Genomic DNA, 17,157 nt, shown 5'->3' on the forward strand with positions numbered 1-17,157 from the left:
AATAGTAAAAAATGAATTTTGAAAATATGAACATCTGGTGTTGGCTTATTCCACTTTTAGTTGGTGTAATTTGTGGAATCTTAGGTTATCTTATCGGCAAGGGCAACAGTACCGTTATCGATAATTCTGCCGATTTAAAAATATTGCAAGACAAAAACTCAAAATTACAAGCAGATTTGGATGCCTGCAACAAGAAAGTTTCCGCTAATACGAACTTAGGTGCTTCCGCAGCCTCTTTTGCCGCAGGAGCCGTAGCCGCTTCCATTCCTTTTGATGGTGCCGCAGCAAAAGCCGTTTTCGGAAAGACCATAAAACAAGACGACCTAAAGGTTGTTGAAGGTATCGGCCCTAAAATTGAGGGAATGTTCAAAGAAGCAGGCATCAAAACCTGGAAAGCTTTATCGGAAGCCTCGGTCGCCGATTGCCAAAAAATACTGGATGGCGGCGGAAAACGTTATCAAATACACGACCCTGCCTCTTGGCCCATGCAAGCTAAAATGTGTTATGAGGGCAAATGGGAAGAACTTTTAAAGTGGCAAGACAAACATGATCACGGTAAGTTATAACCAATAACCAACTGACCAAGCAAAAACCCCGATCGTAAACAGATCGGGGTTTTTTTAATAATTATAAGAACTTAAACTTTATAATGCTCCGTTAGGCTCTACCCATTTAAAATGATATTGATCTTCAGGAAACTTCATACGTTCGGCAATACGCTCTAACCTAGCAGGTAATTTTAATAGATAGTCGCGGGCTTTTTCCGCTTCTTCGTTCAACGACCTTATAGTCTCCAACTCCCAATACGCATTCAGCTTTCTTAAAATATCAACGTAATCTTGCGCCGTATACACCCCTAAACGCTGGGCGCAGTTGGAAAAATTCTCAAATGCCGTACCTATAGTGCCACCAGACTCACGTAAGAAATGTGCCGGCATTACAATTTTTTTCTTCATCATATCGGCAAAGGCCAACATCATACCAGACGGATCCTCTCCGAATATTGTTTTCACAAACTCCCTATAGGCCAAATGATGTCTCATTTCATCACCTGCAATGATCGTACACATTTTACCTAGCAATGCATTCCCTTTTTTCTTGGCCATTTGCCCCACTCTTTTATGAGAAATATTGGTTGCCAGTTCTTGAAAAGAGGTATATACAAAATTTTTATAGGGATCACGATCCGTACCAATATCAAAACCATCCGATATTAAATGTTGGGTCGTAATTTCGATCTCCCGCATATTTACCCGTCCCGACAAGTATAAATATTTGTTCAATACATCACCATGTCTATTTTCTTCGCCTGTCCAAGCCCTTACCCATTTGGCCCAACCATTGGTTTTGTAATCTCCGTGCTGATCAATTCCCACAACATCCATTAACCATGATTCATAGGTCGGCAGTGCTTCTTCGGTAATGGTATCAGCTACCATGGTTACCCAAAAATCATACCCTAAATCTTTCGATTCTTCACGTATCTCTTTTACCTTTTCTAAAAAATCATCCTGTTCAGAATCTGGCAAAAAATCGCTAGGTTGCCAAATCTTTTCTACAGGAATAAGAAAAGAATCCATAAAACCTGCTACTTTAGGTTCTAAGGCCTGCATTACCTCTAGTCTTATATTTTTTTCTGCCATAATTTTAGTTTTAATCAAAGTTCGCCAATAATATAATGAATTGAACTTAAATAGATCTCTTTTTTTAATTTCTCCCCTTTTCACCTGGATAATAGGTGTGTACGGGATCACTCTGCCAATACTCTTTCGTATCTACGTTCATTGCCGTTAATGGCCCTCTGAAAGCTGCACCCGTATCTATATTCCATACGTTTGCCGCATTTTGCGGTGTGGTTTCCCCTATGCGCGTCACCGGAGTATGGCCAATATATATTTCCTTATATAAAGTTAACCGTTTTGGATAAACAATGGCATCCTTTTTTAACTTGGGGTTTAAGGCCAACGCCAATTCCCAAAGGGTACGGTCCCAATAAAAGGTTTTAGTGAAATACTCATGGTCTATACCCTTTAAATTGGTAAACCCCGCATGCAAAAAAAGTCTGTTCTCATCATCCAAATAGTAGTTCTGGAGATTTTTATAAAAGGCGATATGACCTTTTTTCGTTGCTTCGTCAATTTTATCGTATGATGCCATCGTGGCCTTGCCCCCGTGCATAAACCATGTTGGATTGTCTTTGCCCTTGGCGAGCCATTCATAACACAACTCATCATGGTTGCCCCTTAAAAAAACACAATTGTGGGATGATTTAAGCTCTATTAAAAAGTTAATGGTCTCAACGGCATCGCTCCACCCATCTATATAATCCCCCAAAAAAATGAGTGTGTCTTTTTCGGTAACACCAACTTTTTGCAACAAATGTTGCAGTGCCTTTAATCCTGAATGTATATCCCCTATTACAAATGTCCTCTCTGAATTCATTTAGCAAAAATCGCAATTACCCCAATTACCACAATAACAAAAAGGATTAAAAAGAAGATTTTCCAAAAAGAATAAGGTCTGTTTCCACTTACCGTACCCGTTTGTCCATTGATAAAAAAATTAAACTCCTTTCCATCATATCTGTATGAACTTATGTAAATGGGCAACAGCACATGTTTAAAAGTTTCGTCGGAAAGCTTTATATCGGCATTGGTGATACGCTGTGTATCCCCCCCAATATCATTCCTGATCCAATTATAGGCAATATTCTTTGCTTTCTGAAAAGATTGGCGGTGCCCTTCTTTTAAAGAAACGGTATATTTCTCGGTTACAAACCCCGACAGATATTTTGAATTAAAAGGAACCAAATCCTTTAAATTCCAGAATGCTACCTTAGAAGGAATCATATTTCGTTTTCTCTGTGAGGCATTGACCAGAATATCATCGACAAAACCATCTACCTTTCCAGTAACATAAGACCATCTTGTCTTTCTAACCCGCCTCGTTTTTCTACCTTTGCCCGTATTATAGGTTTGTGTTTCATAATAGTAATCCCCTCTTTGTCCTTGGTAAGACGCAAAAAGATTGGCGTCAAAAGTCCAATAGGGTAGGTAAAGCCCATGTATTGCCTCTGGATCTAAGGCGGCTCTTTTTAGTTTATCCGGAGCAAACCAGAGACTGCCCACCCATGTCTTGAATATGTTTCGTGCCTTTTTAGAATCTAGCTGAAAAGGGACCAAGGCACCCGGCAGGATCCACCCTTCCGTTTCCGCATCTTCAAGAATCAAAGGCTCACCACAATACACACAGTCCAACGACTTATAATGCTCTTCAACATGTTGGTTGGCCCCACAATTTTTACAATGCAACAATTCTATCGTATCGGTATGGGCATTTTCTCCCACTACTTTAATATAATGTTCCAACTCTAGCTCTTCAAAGCTACTTTTAGACTGCTCTATAAACTCCTCATATCCACAATATTCACAGGTAAGTTGGTTTGAACCAGGTTTAAACTTTAACTCAGCGCCACAATTGGCACAGGCTTTCTTTTTTTCTGATGCTTTAATATCTTCCATAGAAATAACTACCCCCTTTACACAAAGTGAGCAACTTTTTTAGCGTTATCTAAGTTTGTTAAACTGTTGGTAACGGTGGTGGTGTATTGCCCCCCAAAAAAGATTTTAGTTCCTCTATATCCTTTAAGGCACTCCAATTGGCCATGCCTTGTTTCCAGATCAAAGAATCTCTATTTATGGTTCTACTAGCAAAAAGTTCTTTTAACCTTTCATAGGATACAGGACCCAATTGTTGTCCGTTTACGGCATAATAATAATTAACCTGTGCCGGAACTGGGGGAGGCGCCATAGAAGCCTGTTGTGGTTGGCTCATTGGCTGGCCCATTGGTTGCCCCATAGATTGGCCTCCCATTAGACCGCCCATTTGCTGGGCCAGAACAAAGCCCATACCCATGCCCATACCTGCGCCGGCAGTTCCTCCTTCGTTCTTGGCCGCTGCTTCCATTGCTTTTGCCGCTTTGAACTGCGCAAGCTTGCTCATATCCAACTTATCTAAACGACTGTATTCGAAGATCTCTTTTTTAAGTTCTTCGGGCATGGATACGTTCTCTATATAGAATTTCTCCAGCTCTATACCTACTCTATTAAATTCTGGCTGCATTACTTCTTGGCAGGTCTCTGAAAGTTCACTGGTATTGGCGGCATATAACTCTATGGGCAGATTTGCCTCACCTACGGTATCGGTAAAACGCGTAACGATCAAACTCTTTAGATGTTCGTTTATTTCAAAATTTGTAAAATTACCGTCCGTTCCAACAACATCCACGATAAATTTACCTGGGTCGTTAATTCTAAAGCTATAGGTACCAAAAGCTCTTATCTCTACCAAACCAAACCGGTCATCGCTTAACATAAATGGGTTTTTGGTCCCCCATTTCTCATCGGTAAAAAGTCTTGTATTCACAAAATATACCTCTGCCTTAAATGGGCTATCAAACCCATATTTCCAACCTTTTAAGGTCGTAAGTATTGGTAAATTTTTTGTGTTTAACGTGTAGGTGCCAGGTTTAAAAACATCTGCCAGTTGCCCTTCGTTTACAAAAACGGCCATTTGCCCCTCTCTTACGATCAACTGGGCATTGTTCTTTATTTCGTTCTGGTATCTTTCAAATCGATGGACTATAGTATCATTGGAAGTATCCAACCATTCTACAATATCTATAAACTCATTACTTAATTTTTTCTTTATCTCGTCAAATAAACTCATTTTCCTATCTTTTATAATTGTTCTAAAAAGGTAGGGAATTCCAACATACCCAACAAAAAATGTAGTTATCTACCCATTAAAAATGGCATATTAGCACAATTCAAATATTTTGCCCCCGTAATAATCCACAACAAAATTTATATTAGGCAATTTTTCTGATTATCTTAGAAAATCTAATTTCGCCTTTTGTATGAAAAAAGTCTTTTGCATTGGAGAGCTGTTGATCGATTTTGTCGCCGAAAACCAAGGGAAAAATTTATCTGAAGCCAAAGAGTTTACCAAAAAGGCCGGTGGAGCACCGGCGAACGTTGCTTGTGCCATTAGCAAACTAAATGGGAAGAGCGTCTTTTTAGGATGTGTTGGAAATGACCCTTTCGGCTCTTTTTTACTTAATATTCTTAAAGATGAAAATGTGGATGTTTCGTCGGCTCAGCTTTCGGATACGTTTACGACCCTGGCTTTTGTCTCTATAGACGAAGAAGGGGAGCGAGACTTTGTATTTAGTCGGGGTGCCGATAAAAAATTAAAATATGACCCTGCATTAAAAAAGGAATTCAATAACAACATTGTTCATTTTGGAGCTGCCACCGCTATGCTAGGAGGGGAACTGGAAGAAGCCTACGGCAGGTATTTGTTCGATGCACTGACCCAAAATTCATTTATAAGCTTTGACCCTAATTATAGGGTAGACCTTTGGAAGAACAAAGAAGAATTGTTTATTAAAAAATGTACCCCTTTTATTGAAAAATCACATTTGTGTAAATTTAGTTTAGAGGAAGCGCAATTATTATCCAATAAAGAAAACTTGGAAGAGGCCTGCAAAGTATTCCATGAAATGGGTGTGCCTATAATCGTAATTACGCTCGGAAAGGAAGGAACCATGTTAAGCACCCCAAAATTTTCGAAAACGATTGAGAGTATAAAAGTGAAACCCGTGGACACCACTGGTGCAGGTGATGCATTTATCGGATGTTTGCTCAAACAACTTTCTATGCACGATAGTCTTGACAAGGTGCTAGAGAATGAAAACCAACTCACACAAATGGTTGCCTTGGCCAATAAAGCAGGTGCTATTACCACTACAAACTTTGGCGCCATAGAATCTCTGCCTACACCCGAACAATTAGCATCTTAGCAAAGGCAATTTATAACAGAAACAAAAGGTTAGTTATATTTTACCTTTCTTAAAACCCTTAATGCTTCTTTTATAGAACCATACGTTTTAGGAAACTTGTTCTTGGTCAGGTTTTTGGCAAGTTCCATTTGGGGCTTGGCCTCCTCGAACCCGTTTAGGTAGCATATAAGATAGGTGTCTGCCATATGCTTCAGGTCTTCTTTTTCCCTAGGTTTTAAAGGTATATTGTTTTTTACTTTGGTCAAAAGTGAATTGTTGCTATTGTAGACGTGGTACAAGGTCTTTTTGTCATACTGAGGAGCCTCGAACAATAATTCGGATTCTATCTTATAAGTACCGTTATCCTGAAAATTAATAACCACTTTTTCTAAAGGAAAATATTTCTGCTTTGTTCCTAGGCCCAATTGTACATATTCTATGGTTGTAAAAGAATCATCATCAAAGGTAATGGTAACCTCATCAAGGTTAGAGTAGAACAGTTTTACCTGTTCGTTGATCAATTCTATATCTACCCTATAATAATACGTTTGATCTTTTACGGTTTTGGTATTGCCGGCCCAACAAACTACAAACTGCTCTTTAAAAACTTTATAGTGGCTGTCCAGATCCCTATGTCTATTATTCAAAAAATCTATGACACCGTCCAATGTAAGTTCTATATTGTTTCTGGCATGCTGTTCTATGGTGGCTACAGCTTCCGAATTGATGTCTTTTAACTGAATGCCATAGGCTTTTGGCAAACTTATACTGCCTTCCCTAAAAAATACCATACCCCCATAGTACTTCCAGATGTTCTTACGCAGGGCACAAACTTTACCTATAGACCTAATGGTAACCAACCCGACCACCTTGCCTTCTGGCAAATGTGGAAATGGTATATTCTCGTAGGAAATTAAAGGGGGGTTGTCTAGATAGGCATTTACGAGGTTTTGGATCTTACTATCGTCAAAAAAATCTACCCCAACAATTTTGTTGTCCTCATCCTCTACCCCGACCACAATAAAAGAATTGTTGTTGGGGTTACTATTGGCCAATGCACATACGTGTTTTAAAAACTTGGCCTTACCTTCTTTTTCTCCGATGGAGATAAAACGTTTTTTGTCATAAAAACTATTTTCGTCGTTATGAGCGAGCAAGTTCTTGACAAGAAGACGTTTATTGATCATACCTTCTTATTCACAATTGTTGAAGAGGCTTGTGCCGTAGGCATCACAACTAAATCCGCAATATTAACATGAAATGGTCTCGTAACTACAAAATAAATAATATCTGCTATATCTTCTGGCCTTAACGGTGTAAAACCTTTATAAACATTTTCGGCACGTTCTTCGTCCCCTTTAAAACGAACGTTACTGAACTCCGTCTCAACCAAACCCGGGTTAACGGCACCGACCCTTATGCCGTACTGATTTAAATCTATACGCATTCCTTGGTTTATAGCATCTACCGCATGCTTGCTCGCACAGTATACATTTCCTTTCGGGTACACCTCCTTGCCTGCGGTAGAACCAATGTTTATAATATGCCCCTCTTTTCTTTCTATCATTTGGGGCAAAATTGCCTTTGACACGTATAACAATCCTTTTACGTTAATGTCCAGCATGGCGTCCCAATCATCTAGATCACCATCTTCAATTGGATCAAGACCATGGGCATTTCCAGCATTGTTTACCAAAATGTCGATCTTTGAAAAATTTTCGGGCAAAGAGGCCACTGCCTGTTGAACAGAGGCTTTGTTTCTAACATCAAAGTTCAAGGTAAAGACCCGAACCATCTTTTCTAGTTCGCCCTTAAGTTTATCCAACCTTTCTTGACGCCTACCACATAAAATAAGATTTATGCCGTTTTTGGCAAAAAGTTCTGCCGTAGCTTTTCCTATGCCACTGGTGGCCCCGGTTATAAACGCGGTTTTACTCATACTTATACATTTTTAAGGTACTTCATGACCATTACTTGCCTCTAACATTAAAAACCAATCTTCCAATTCTAACTCCAACGCTATAGCCTTTATGGCGGACTCTAATCTTTTGGGAGTTGTTGTACCCACCACCGGATACACCTTGGCCGGATGTTTTAATATCCAAGAAAGTAATAATTGATCTTCTGTTACACCATACTTGGCACTTAGTTTTTGAAGTACGTTTTTAATTCTTTTTGTCTGTTCGGTACCTTCCTTGAAATATACTCCCAACGGACTCCAAGACATGGCCATTCTACCATGAGACAAACAATCATCTAAAGTACCATCGTACATTACAGAGTTGGAAGTTAACGAATATTCTACCTGATTACCTTCGACCGGTACGACCGTTTCTAACAACCTAATTTGCGAAGGTGTAAAATTTGACACCCCAAACTGCCGGATCTTTCCTTCTTTTTTCAATAAGGTAATTGCTTCCAACACCTCATTGGGATCCATTAAAGGGCTCGGTCTATGTAAAAGCAACATATCCAAATATTCCGTTCGTAGTTTCTGCAGCGACCTTTCTACCGATTCAACAATATAATCTCTGCCGTAATCGTAATGCTTTACCCTATTATCTCTTGTTTCCGTCTTAAATTGAATACCACATTTACTGATCAGCTGAATATTTTCTCGCCCAATACCACTTTTAGAAAAAGCATTCCCGAACTGTTCCTCATTGGTATAATCGCCATAAATATCGGCATGGTCAAAAGTAGTTATCCCAAACTCTACACAATGGTTCATGAGGGCTATCATCTCTTTAGCATTAAAATCCTTGCCCCATTTGCCCCAGGTCATGGTGCCCGCTATAATTCGTGAATACTTGAAGGTTCTTTTCATAAAGAAGTTAAATTAAAAATAAATCCCTTAAATACTTCATAAAAATCAGGGACTTTGGCTTTTTTTAACCAATCGTTAACAGCGACTCAGTGAATTAATTTTCAATTTGCATAACTGTTAATTTTTTAAGCTAAATTACGCCAAAAACAAGCTGATACATGGAAGAAAATACAACTGTTGATATAAGTGCGGTAAATGAGAAGATTGCTCAGGAAAGCGCATTTATAGATTTACTTGTTCTTGAAATGAACAAGGTCATAGTAGGTCAAAAACACATGGTCGAAAGATTGTTGATCGGGCTTTTGGGCCAAGGCCACATACTTTTAGAAGGTGTTCCGGGCTTAGCTAAAACATTGGCAATAAACACATTGGCCAAAGCTGTAAAAGGAAGTTTTAGTAGAATACAGTTTACCCCCGATCTTTTGCCTGCAGATGTTGTTGGAACGTTGATCTACAACATGAAAGAAAATGATTTCTCCATTAAAAAAGGTCCCATCTTTGCAAATTTTGTCTTAGCGGATGAGATTAACAGGGCACCTGCCAAAGTACAATCGGCTTTATTGGAAGCAATGCAAGAAAAACAAGTTACCATTGGTGACGAAACTTTTGTGTTGGACAAACCATTTTTGGTAATGGCAACCCAAAACCCTGTTGAACAGGAAGGTACTTACCCTTTACCCGAAGCACAGGTAGACCGTTTTATGCTAAAAACGGTTATCGATTACCCTAAAATGAACGAGGAGCAACTTATAATGCGTCAAAATCTTTTAGGGGCCTATGAAACGGTAAAACCGGTGGTATCGCTAAAACAGATTCTTAGTGCGCAAAAAGCGGTGCGAGAAGTTTACATGGACGAAAAAATAGAAAAATACATTCTTGATATCATTTTCGCTACCAGATACCCGGAAAAATATAACCTAGAAAATCTAAAACCCTTAATAAGTTTTGGAGCATCGCCTCGTGGTAGTATCAATTTGGGTACGGCCGCAAAATGTTATGCCTTCATAAAAAGAAGGGGCTATGTAGTACCGGAAGATGTAAGGGCCGTGGTACACGATGTGCTAAGGCATAGAATTGGCATCACATACGAGGCCGAAGCGGAAAACATCACTTCTGAAGAAATTATCAATAAAATCGTTAACGAGATAGAAGTGCCATAAATCAGTTCACAGTTGTCTCTAAAAGTTCATGACCCGTTCTAAGAAAGGAATGGGAGATGACCTTCTCACCGACTTCTGCATGCTAATCACTGTTAACTGAAACAAATGGATACCAAAGAATTACTCAAAAAAGTTCGTAAAATTGAAATCAAGACACGTCGTCTGTCCGACCATGTTTTTGGTGGGGAGTACCATTCTACGTTCAAGGGTAGAGGTATGACATTCAGCGAGGTGAGGCAATATCAATTTGGCGATGATGTGCGTAGTATAGATTGGAACGTTACCGCCAGATATAATGAACCTTATGTAAAGGTCTTTGAAGAAGAACGGGAACTTACCATGATGCTCATGGTAGATGTGAGCGGATCAGAGTTTTTTGGTACCAAGAACCAGTTTAAGAACGAAATTCTGACCGAAATATCGGCAACCTTGGCTTTTAGCGCCCTTCAGAATAATGATAAGGTAGGGGTAATCTTGTTCTCGGATCAGGTAGAATTGTTTATTCCGCCCAAGAAAGGAAAAACCCATGTTCTTCGTATTATACGGGAACTACTGGAGTTTAAGCCCGTTAGCAACAAGACCAATATTGCAGAGGCCTTAAAATATCTGACCAACGTAATGAAGAAGAAAGCCATCGTTTTTGTGCTTTCAGATTTTATCGCCTCCGACTACGAACGAACGTTAAAGATCATTGGAAACAAGCATGATGTTACCGGAATAAGGGTCTATGATGAGCGAGAAGAATATATTCCCAATCTCGGAATGGTTCAAATGATGGATGCCGAAACGGGAAAATTACAATTGATAAATACCCAATCTAAAAAAGTTAGAAATTCATACACAGAATTTTATCGCGAAAGGGTTACCTATTTTAAGGAAACCTTTACTAAATCGGGATGTGGAGTGTTTGATTGCAGGGTCGACGAAAGCTATGTCAGAAAACTTTTAGGGTATTTTAAAAGAAGAGGTTAATGCAAATTAAAAGAGTACATTTTAAAGTTAATGCCATTTTACCCTTTGTAAAGGGTATACTTGCGCTGTGCTTCTTTCTTTTTTCTTTAGTAGGTTTTTCTCAACAAAAACCCACCATTGCCACAGAGGTAGATACAACCTATATTAGAATTGGAGAACAGATACATTGGAAAGTTTCGGTAGATGTAGACTCTACCGACCAAGTTATTTTTCCAGAGGGACAAACATTCTCCCCCCTAGAAACCGTCGAGGCATTTGCCACCGACACCACGCGTAAAAAAGATAGGCTAACCCTACAAAAAATATATGCCCTTACACAATTCGATTCGGGTGCATACAAACTTCCCGCGCAAAGAATAGATATAAACGGCATCGGTTATTTTACAGACTCTATGATGATCAATGTAGAAACCGTACCGGTAGATACCGTTGCACAGAAGATGTATGATATAAAACCGTTCATCAATGTGGATAAGGTACCGACAGAACGATGGAAGTATATACTTATCGGGTTAGTCGTCTTATTGTTATTGGGAGGTATATTTTATTGGTTCTTTATTCGTAAAAAACCATTGACACAAGAAGAAAAAGAAGCTTTATTGCCGCCATACGATCGTGCATTATTAGAATTAAAACGATTGGAAAATTCTAAATACTTGATCCAAGATGAATACAAGCAATATTATTCGGAGCTGACCACCATTGTACGGTCTTATTTAGAAGAAGATGTCAATGTCTCGGCACTGGAGAGTACTACGGGGCAGTTAATAGAAAAACTTGAATTGCTAAGTGATTCCGGAGAGCTGGAACTGGAGAAAGACACGATCGATCAATTCAAAAATATTCTGCAAACGGCAGACTTGGTAAAATTCGCCAAATCAAAACCTTCTACCTCTACCGCGGAACAAGATAGAAAACTGGTAGAACAAATTGTGGTAAAGACCCATGATGCCCTGCCAGAACCTACAGAGGAAGAACTTCTACAACAAGAGGAATACAAAGAAGAACTGAGCCGCAGAAAACAAAAGAAAAAGCTTATAATCGGCCTTTCCTCTTTAGCTGGCCTGCTAATCCTCGCTATTTTGATCGTAGGACTAAAAATGGGGTTTACACAATTAAAGGACACAGTTTTTGGACATCCCACCAAAGAATTACTAGAAGGTGATTGGATCTCCAGTTCATATGGGTATCCACCCATTATGTTAGAAACCCCCAAAGTATTGGTAAGAAACGAGGTAAAACTACCTCCCGAGGCCAAAGCCAATATTCAAGAAATTCAAGCTTTTAGTTATCGAAGCCCTGAAAGTTTGTTCACTGTCGGCACTACTTCTATCACCATGAACCAAGAAGCCCAGGCCGCTTTTGATCAAACTATTGAACAGATAATAGAAGGATTTGAAAAACAGGGAGCCAAAAATATCATAACAAAACAAGAAGAATTTACCACCATTAGTGGTGTAAAAGGCATCAAGGTATACGGTAGTGGAGATTTTGCGGTCCCCGATTCTAAAGAACTGGTCAAAGGAAAATACACTGTTCTATTATTTGGGGGAAATGGTTTTCAGCAAAACGTAATTATTACTTGGTTAGATGACGATATGTACGCACAAGAAATGGTAGATAGAATTTTAACCAGTGTTGAGGTAAAAACAGATGTTTAAATGTTAGAGAATATATCATTCGCAAATCCTGATTTCTTTTGGCTATTTCTCTTATTGCCATTGGCTATCCTTTGGTATATCTTTAAGAATAAAGAGGAAACCGCAGCCCTAAGAATCTCTACCCTTCAAGGTTTTCGGCACAATAGTTTGTTACCTAAAATAAAACCTGCATTGTTCTTGCTCAGGTTATTGGCCCTAAGTGCCATTATAGTCGCAATGGCAAGACCACAGACCGAAGATATTTCTACCCGTACCAAAACGACCAAAGGTATAGATATTGTTATGGCCATTGATGTCTCTTCTAGTATGTTGGCCCGTGACCTAAAACCAAATCGACTCTCTGCCCTTAAAAAAGTGGCTTCCGATTTTATCAAAAAAAGACCCAACGACAGAATAGGGCTCGTAGTCTACGCGGGGGAAAGTTATACAAAAACACCGATTACCACAGACAAAGGTATTGTGCTAAACGCATTACGTGATATTTCATATGGCCAGTTAGAAGACGGTACCGCTATTGGCATGGGGCTGGCAACCTCGGTGAACAGACTTAAAGAAAGTAAGGCCAAAAGTAAAATTATTATTCTTTTGACCGATGGGGTAAACAACTCGGGGTTCATAGAACCACAGACCGCGGCGGACCTAGCTACGGAATATGGAATAAAAACCTATACCATAGGCCTTGGTACCAATGGTAATGCCCTCACCCCTATCAATTACAATGCAGATGGGTCTTTTAGGTACGGAATGCGCCAGGTAGAAATCGATGAAGAATTATTGGAAAGTATAGCAGAGGTGACCGGAGGCAAATACTTTAGGGCTACCAACAATGAAACACTGGAAGAGATCTACGATGAAATAAACAAATTAGAGAAAACCGAGATAGAAGAGTTTAAATATTACCGATATGAAGAAAAATTTAGACCATGGGTTTTATTGGCCGGAGTATTTCTTCTATTAGAATGGGTTTTGCGAAATACCTTATTTAGAAGCTTTATATAATTATGATACAGTTAGACGAAAAAATATATTTCTATTTGCTGTTCATCATTCCGGTGATAGTGGTACTATTCCTATTACTACTGATCTGGAAAAAGCGTACCCAGAAAAAATTTGCGGACAGTGTATTATTAAAGAGATTAACACCTACGAGGTCATATTATAAAAGCACCTTGAAGCTCATAATTTTTCTATTGGGCCTTTCATCTTTGATCATGGCATTGGTAAACCCGAAAATCGGCACAAAACTAGAGACCGTAAAACGAGAGGGTGTAGATATCGTATTTGCCGTAGATGTCTCTAAAAGTATGTTGGCCGAAGACATTGCCCCCAACAGACTAGAAAAGGCAAAACGTATCGTCTCTGAAATAATCAACCAATTGGCAAGTGACCGTATTGGTATTATCGCCTATGCCGGCCAAGCATTTCCACAATTGCCAATTACCACAGATTATGGGGCCGCAAAAATGTTTTTGCAGAGCATGAATACCGATATGCTCTCGTCACAAGGTACCGCAATTAACGAAGCCATAGAACTGGCCACGACCTTCTATGACGATGAAGATCAGACCAACAGAGTCCTTTTTATCATCTCTGACGGAGAAGACCATTCTGAAGGCACCACCTTAGATGCCGTAGAAGAGGCCGTGGACGAAGGCATAAAAATTTATACCATTGGCGTAGGAAAACCAAAGGGCGCCCCTATTCCAATTAAAAGAAACGGTATCTTGGAGACCTTGAAGAAAGATGCCCAGGGCGAAGTCGTTATCACTAAATTGAACCCAGAGGTACTGGCAGAAATCTCAGAGGAGGGCGACGGCCTTTACATAGATGGCACCAATACGGAAGAAGCAGTATCCATTATAAAAGACGAACTGCTTCGAATGGATAAAACAGAGTTCGAGGCCAAGCAATTTGCAGAGTACAAAGACCAGTTTCAATGGTTTCTTGCCGCAGGTCTCTTGTTCTTATTTTTAGAAATCTTTATCTTGGACAGGAAGACAAAATGGCTAAAAAAATTGAATTTATTTAATGACAAACAGCCTGAGTAAAATGAAAAATATAACAATCACTTTTTTTGTTCTTTTTATTGCGGGCTTAAGTTTTGCCCAAGAAAAGGAGGCAAAACAAAAAGAAAAAGCGCTTAAGGCCGCTACCAATCTTACCTGGAACGGTAACAAAAATTTATCGGAAAATAACTTTGTTCAGGCCGAGGTGGATTATAGAATGGCCATAGCCAAAGATCCAGAAAATGCGATTGCCCCATACAATTTAGGTACTGCCTATTACAACAAAGAAACCTATAGCGAAGCCTTTGGAAGATTCAAACAAGCAGGCGAAACAGCAACCACTAAAGAAGAAAAACATAAAGCCTACCACAATATGGGTAATGTTTTTATGAAACGTAAAGAATATCCCAAAGCTATAGAAGCATACAAAGAGGCCCTTAGAAACGACCCTACGGACGAAGAGACCAGGTATAACCTTGCCTTGGCTAAAGAAATGCAAAAGAAAGATGATCAAAACAAAGATCAGAACAAGGACGACCAAAATAAAGAAGACCAAAAAGACAACAAAGACCAAGACAAGGAAGGCGACAATAAAGAAGACCAAAACCAAGATAAAAAAGATCAAGGTGACAAAGGGGACAAGGGAGATGAAGGAGATGATCAAAAAGATGAGAACAAAGAAGGTGATGGCGACAAAAAGGAAGAGCAAAAGAAAAAACCCGAACAAGGGGACGGAGACAAACCCAAGGATCAACCTGAACGAAAACCAAACCAGTTAAGTAAACAACAGGTAGAAAATCTTTTGAGGGCCATGCAAAATGCCGAGAAGAAAGTACAGGAAAAAATTGATGCAAAAAAAGTAAAGGGTGCTAAAGTAAAGAATGAAAAAGATTGGTAACATATTCATGAAGAACAGAAAGCTCTTTTTATTAGGGCCACTTTTGTTGTTCGCACTCATCTTACATGCTCAAGATGAGGATGCGGTTACTTTTGAAATGCGATTGAGCAAGCCCAAGTTGGGTCTCAATGAGCGATTAAGGGTAGATTTTACCATGAATAAGGATGGGGACAATTTTAACCCTCCAGACTTTGAAGGGTTCAGGGTTCTAATGGGCCCTTCACAATCCATTAGCTCTTCATGGATCAATGGTGTAAGAAGCTATTCGAAAACATATTCATATACCCTGGCACCAACTGCCAAAGGAAAATTTACCATAAAACAGGCCACTATTGTCATAGGTGGGGTTACCTATAAATCGTTACCAAAAGAAGTAGAGGTTACTGCTGCCGTAGACAAACCCAGCGATCAAATGACAGCTGATGATATTGCCGACGAAAACCTTCATTTGGTTGCAGAGGTCTCAAAAACAGACCCTTACCTAAACGAAGCTATCAGTGTTGTTTACAAATTATATGTTAGCCCCAATATCAGTGTTTCCAACTATCAACCGCTAGACAACCCTAAATACAACAATTTTTGGAGCCAAGACATTAAAGTATCCAGGTTAAGTGCACAAAATGGCACATATCAAGGCAAACCATATAGATATGTGGTATTGAAAAGAGTAGTTCTATATCCACAGAAAACTGGAAAACTGGAAATTGAACCGCTCTCTTTAGATGTGACCGTAGATGTACCTACCAATAGAAGAGACTTTTTTGGAGGTAGAATCTATTCACAAACCAACAAAACTGTTTCTGCAGGTAAAAGAACCATCAACGTAAAAAGTCTTCCAACCGCAAACCAACCAGCAGATTTTACCGGGGCCGTAGGTGATTTCGATTTCGCTGTAACTACCAGCAAAACCAGTTTAAATGCTTCAGAATCTTTGCAAGCGGTGGTAGAAGTTAGTGGTAAAGGCAACTTAAAGTTGTTTAAACTACCAGAACCTGACCTTCCTAGCTCTTTAGAGGTATTTGAGCCAGAATTTAACGAAAGGGTACGTACAACCTTAAGTGGCATGCAAGGTAAAGTAAGCAATAGCTACACGATAGTGCCGGCATATAGGGGCAAATACCCTGTTCCTCCTGTATCATTCAGCTATTTTAATCCAGACACAAAGAAATACCACACCCTTAATTCTGACGAAATTTTAATTAATGTGTTGGAAGGCCCCACAAAATCTTCCAACTCAGCCTCCCCATCAGGTGTAACATCTAACAAGCACAAGGTTATCGCCAGTGGAAATCAGTTCAATTTTATAAAATTGAAACCAAATCTTTCGGCAAAAAGCATTTCTTACTTTTTTGGTTCCAACCTTTATTACATATTGTTATTCGGACCATTACTGCTAATTCCCCTGGCTATATTCCTTAGAAAAAAGAGAGATGCCATAGCCAGTGACGTAATCGGCAACAAAGTGAAAAAAGCGAACAAGTTGGCAAGAAAATATCTTTCGGCCGCGAAGAAACAACTTGGTGATAAAGATTCTTTTTATGTTGCCTTGGAAAAAGCCCTACATAACTACTTAAAGGCAAAACTGAAAATAGAAACCTCTGAGTTTAGTAAGGACAAAATTTCGGAGTTACTCACAAAAAAGAAAATTGAAGAAGCTACCGTAACGGATTTTATAGGTCTTTTACAAAATTGTGAAGCGGCAAGGTATAGCCCCTTCTCAGATGTAGAGATGCAACGTGATTATGAAAAGGCCAGTGAAGTGATTTCATTAATGGATAAAGAATTATAGCC

At 39.3% G+C, this 17,157-nt stretch carries 16 protein-coding genes; 9 read left to right on the forward strand and 7 right to left on the reverse strand.

The genetic code is table 11. The annotated features are described in order from the left end of the window. Nucleotides 1–11 precede the first annotated feature (11 nt). Nucleotides 12–566 (forward strand): hypothetical protein, encoded by a 555-nt coding sequence (locus tag J8L85_RS01975; protein ID WP_211014021.1) that lies wholly within the window; start codon nucleotides 12–14, stop codon nucleotides 564–566. A 78-nt stretch (nucleotides 567–644) separates the two neighbouring features. On the opposite strand, the gene J8L85_RS01980 is transcribed toward J8L85_RS01975, so the two are convergent. The 4 genes from J8L85_RS01980 to J8L85_RS01995 all read right to left on the reverse strand — a co-directional run bounded on the left by J8L85_RS01980 (nucleotide 645) and on the right by J8L85_RS01995 (nucleotide 4,728). Further along, nucleotides 645–1,643: an acyl-ACP desaturase gene (locus J8L85_RS01980; RefSeq protein WP_211014022.1), complete on the reverse strand. Its 999-nt coding sequence runs from the start codon at nucleotides 1,641–1,643 to the stop codon at nucleotides 645–647. A 64-nt stretch (nucleotides 1,644–1,707) separates the two neighbouring features. Next, nucleotides 1,708–2,442, reverse strand: coding sequence for a metallophosphoesterase family protein (locus J8L85_RS01985; RefSeq protein WP_211014023.1), 735 nt, complete (start codon nucleotides 2,440–2,442; stop codon nucleotides 1,708–1,710). Beyond that, nucleotides 2,439–3,521 carry a DNA helicase PriA gene (locus tag J8L85_RS01990; RefSeq protein ID WP_211014024.1) on the reverse strand — a complete coding sequence of 361 codons (1,083 nt, stop codon included), beginning with the start codon at nucleotides 3,519–3,521 and terminating at the stop codon, nucleotides 2,439–2,441. The genes J8L85_RS01985 and J8L85_RS01990 overlap by 4 nt, the downstream gene beginning before the upstream one ends. 58 nt (nucleotides 3,522–3,579) lie before the next feature. Next, nucleotides 3,580–4,728 (reverse strand): SPFH domain-containing protein, encoded by a 1,149-nt coding sequence (locus J8L85_RS01995; RefSeq protein ID WP_211014025.1) that lies wholly within the window; start codon nucleotides 4,726–4,728, stop codon nucleotides 3,580–3,582. A 190-nt stretch (nucleotides 4,729–4,918) separates the two neighbouring features. Between J8L85_RS01995 and J8L85_RS02000 the strand changes: the two genes are divergently transcribed. Then, nucleotides 4,919–5,863 carry a carbohydrate kinase gene (locus J8L85_RS02000; RefSeq protein WP_211014026.1) on the forward strand — a complete coding sequence of 315 codons (945 nt, stop codon included), beginning with the start codon at nucleotides 4,919–4,921 and terminating at the stop codon, nucleotides 5,861–5,863. 29 nt (nucleotides 5,864–5,892) lie between these two features. Here the strand turns inward: J8L85_RS02000 and J8L85_RS02005 are convergent, their stop codons facing one another. From J8L85_RS02005 to J8L85_RS02015, 3 genes are read right to left on the reverse strand one after another with little or no spacing between them, the layout of a single operon-like run. Further along, nucleotides 5,893–7,029 (reverse strand): ATP-binding protein, encoded by a 1,137-nt coding sequence (locus tag J8L85_RS02005; protein ID WP_211014027.1) that lies wholly within the window; start codon nucleotides 7,027–7,029, stop codon nucleotides 5,893–5,895. Then, complete coding sequence (locus tag J8L85_RS02010; protein ID WP_211014029.1) at nucleotides 7,026–7,781, reverse strand: SDR family NAD(P)-dependent oxidoreductase; 756 nt, start codon at nucleotides 7,779–7,781, stop codon at nucleotides 7,026–7,028. Before J8L85_RS02010 ends, J8L85_RS02005 begins: the two co-directional genes overlap by 4 nt. A 12-nt stretch (nucleotides 7,782–7,793) precedes the next feature. Continuing rightward, the gene (locus tag J8L85_RS02015) at nucleotides 7,794–8,669 is read right to left on the reverse strand and encodes an aldo/keto reductase (RefSeq protein WP_211014032.1); all 876 of its coding nucleotides are present in this window, start codon (nucleotides 8,667–8,669) and stop codon (nucleotides 7,794–7,796) included. A 158-nt stretch (nucleotides 8,670–8,827) separates the two neighbouring features. Between J8L85_RS02015 and J8L85_RS02020 the strand changes: the two genes are divergently transcribed. From J8L85_RS02020 to J8L85_RS02050, 7 genes are all read left to right on the forward strand, one after another. Beyond that, nucleotides 8,828–9,829 (forward strand): MoxR family ATPase, encoded by a 1,002-nt coding sequence (locus J8L85_RS02020; RefSeq protein ID WP_211014033.1) that lies wholly within the window; start codon nucleotides 8,828–8,830, stop codon nucleotides 9,827–9,829. 105 nt (nucleotides 9,830–9,934) lie between these two features. Beyond that, nucleotides 9,935–10,801 carry a DUF58 domain-containing protein gene (locus tag J8L85_RS02025; protein WP_211014035.1) on the forward strand — a complete coding sequence of 289 codons (867 nt, stop codon included), beginning with the start codon at nucleotides 9,935–9,937 and terminating at the stop codon, nucleotides 10,799–10,801. After that, complete coding sequence (locus tag J8L85_RS02030; protein ID WP_211014038.1) at nucleotides 10,801–12,462, forward strand: hypothetical protein; 1,662 nt, start codon at nucleotides 10,801–10,803, stop codon at nucleotides 12,460–12,462. The genes J8L85_RS02025 and J8L85_RS02030 overlap by 1 nt, the downstream gene beginning before the upstream one ends. Beyond that, nucleotides 12,463–13,461 carry a VWA domain-containing protein gene (locus J8L85_RS02035; RefSeq protein ID WP_211014040.1) on the forward strand — a complete coding sequence of 333 codons (999 nt, stop codon included), beginning with the start codon at nucleotides 12,463–12,465 and terminating at the stop codon, nucleotides 13,459–13,461. A gap of 2 nt (nucleotides 13,462–13,463) precedes the next feature. Continuing rightward, a complete protein-coding gene (locus J8L85_RS02040) occupies nucleotides 13,464–14,510 on the forward strand; it encodes a VWA domain-containing protein (RefSeq protein WP_211014042.1) in 1,047 nt (348 codons plus the stop codon). 1 nt (nucleotide 14,511) lies between these two features. After that, entirely contained in the window at nucleotides 14,512–15,366 is an 855-nt protein-coding gene (locus tag J8L85_RS02045; RefSeq protein WP_211014045.1) for a tetratricopeptide repeat protein, read from the forward strand. Next, complete coding sequence (locus tag J8L85_RS02050) at nucleotides 15,350–17,155, forward strand: BatD family protein (protein WP_211014047.1); 1,806 nt, start codon at nucleotides 15,350–15,352, stop codon at nucleotides 17,153–17,155. Before J8L85_RS02045 ends, J8L85_RS02050 begins: the two co-directional genes overlap by 17 nt. Nucleotides 17,156–17,157: the final 2 nt, after the last annotated feature.

This window comes from Maribacter sp. MMG018, from assembly GCF_018100785.1.
GTDB lineage: Bacteria > Bacteroidota > Bacteroidia > Flavobacteriales > Flavobacteriaceae > Maribacter.

Excerpts from the sequence above, each read along its gene's own strand:
- J8L85_RS01975 (WP_211014021.1), top strand. The coding sequence starts at position 12 with ATGAATTTTGAAAATATGAACATCTGGTGTTGGCTTATTCCACTTTTA.
- J8L85_RS01980 (WP_211014022.1), bottom strand. The coding sequence starts at position 1,643 with ATGGCAGAAAAAAATATAAGACTAGAGGTAATGCAGGCCTTAGAACCT.
- J8L85_RS01985 (WP_211014023.1), bottom strand. The coding sequence starts at position 2,442 with ATGAATTCAGAGAGGACATTTGTAATAGGGGATATACATTCAGGATTA.
- J8L85_RS01990 (WP_211014024.1), bottom strand. The coding sequence starts at position 3,521 with ATGGAAGATATTAAAGCATCAGAAAAAAAGAAAGCCTGTGCCAATTGT.
- J8L85_RS01995 (WP_211014025.1), bottom strand. The coding sequence starts at position 4,728 with ATGAGTTTATTTGACGAGATAAAGAAAAAATTAAGTAATGAGTTTATA.
- J8L85_RS02000 (WP_211014026.1), top strand. The coding sequence starts at position 4,919 with ATGAAAAAAGTCTTTTGCATTGGAGAGCTGTTGATCGATTTTGTCGCC.
- J8L85_RS02005 (WP_211014027.1), bottom strand. The coding sequence starts at position 7,029 with ATGATCAATAAACGTCTTCTTGTCAAGAACTTGCTCGCTCATAACGAC.
- J8L85_RS02010 (WP_211014029.1), bottom strand. The coding sequence starts at position 7,781 with ATGAGTAAAACCGCGTTTATAACCGGGGCCACCAGTGGCATAGGAAAA.
- J8L85_RS02015 (WP_211014032.1), bottom strand. The coding sequence starts at position 8,669 with ATGAAAAGAACCTTCAAGTATTCACGAATTATAGCGGGCACCATGACC.
- J8L85_RS02020 (WP_211014033.1), top strand. The coding sequence starts at position 8,828 with ATGGAAGAAAATACAACTGTTGATATAAGTGCGGTAAATGAGAAGATT.
- J8L85_RS02025 (WP_211014035.1), top strand. The coding sequence starts at position 9,935 with ATGGATACCAAAGAATTACTCAAAAAAGTTCGTAAAATTGAAATCAAG.
- J8L85_RS02030 (WP_211014038.1), top strand. The coding sequence starts at position 10,801 with ATGCAAATTAAAAGAGTACATTTTAAAGTTAATGCCATTTTACCCTTT.
- J8L85_RS02035 (WP_211014040.1), top strand. The coding sequence starts at position 12,463 with ATGTTAGAGAATATATCATTCGCAAATCCTGATTTCTTTTGGCTATTT.
- J8L85_RS02040 (WP_211014042.1), top strand. The coding sequence starts at position 13,464 with ATGATACAGTTAGACGAAAAAATATATTTCTATTTGCTGTTCATCATT.
- J8L85_RS02045 (WP_211014045.1), top strand. The coding sequence starts at position 14,512 with ATGAAAAATATAACAATCACTTTTTTTGTTCTTTTTATTGCGGGCTTA.
- J8L85_RS02050 (WP_211014047.1), top strand. The coding sequence starts at position 15,350 with ATGAAAAAGATTGGTAACATATTCATGAAGAACAGAAAGCTCTTTTTA.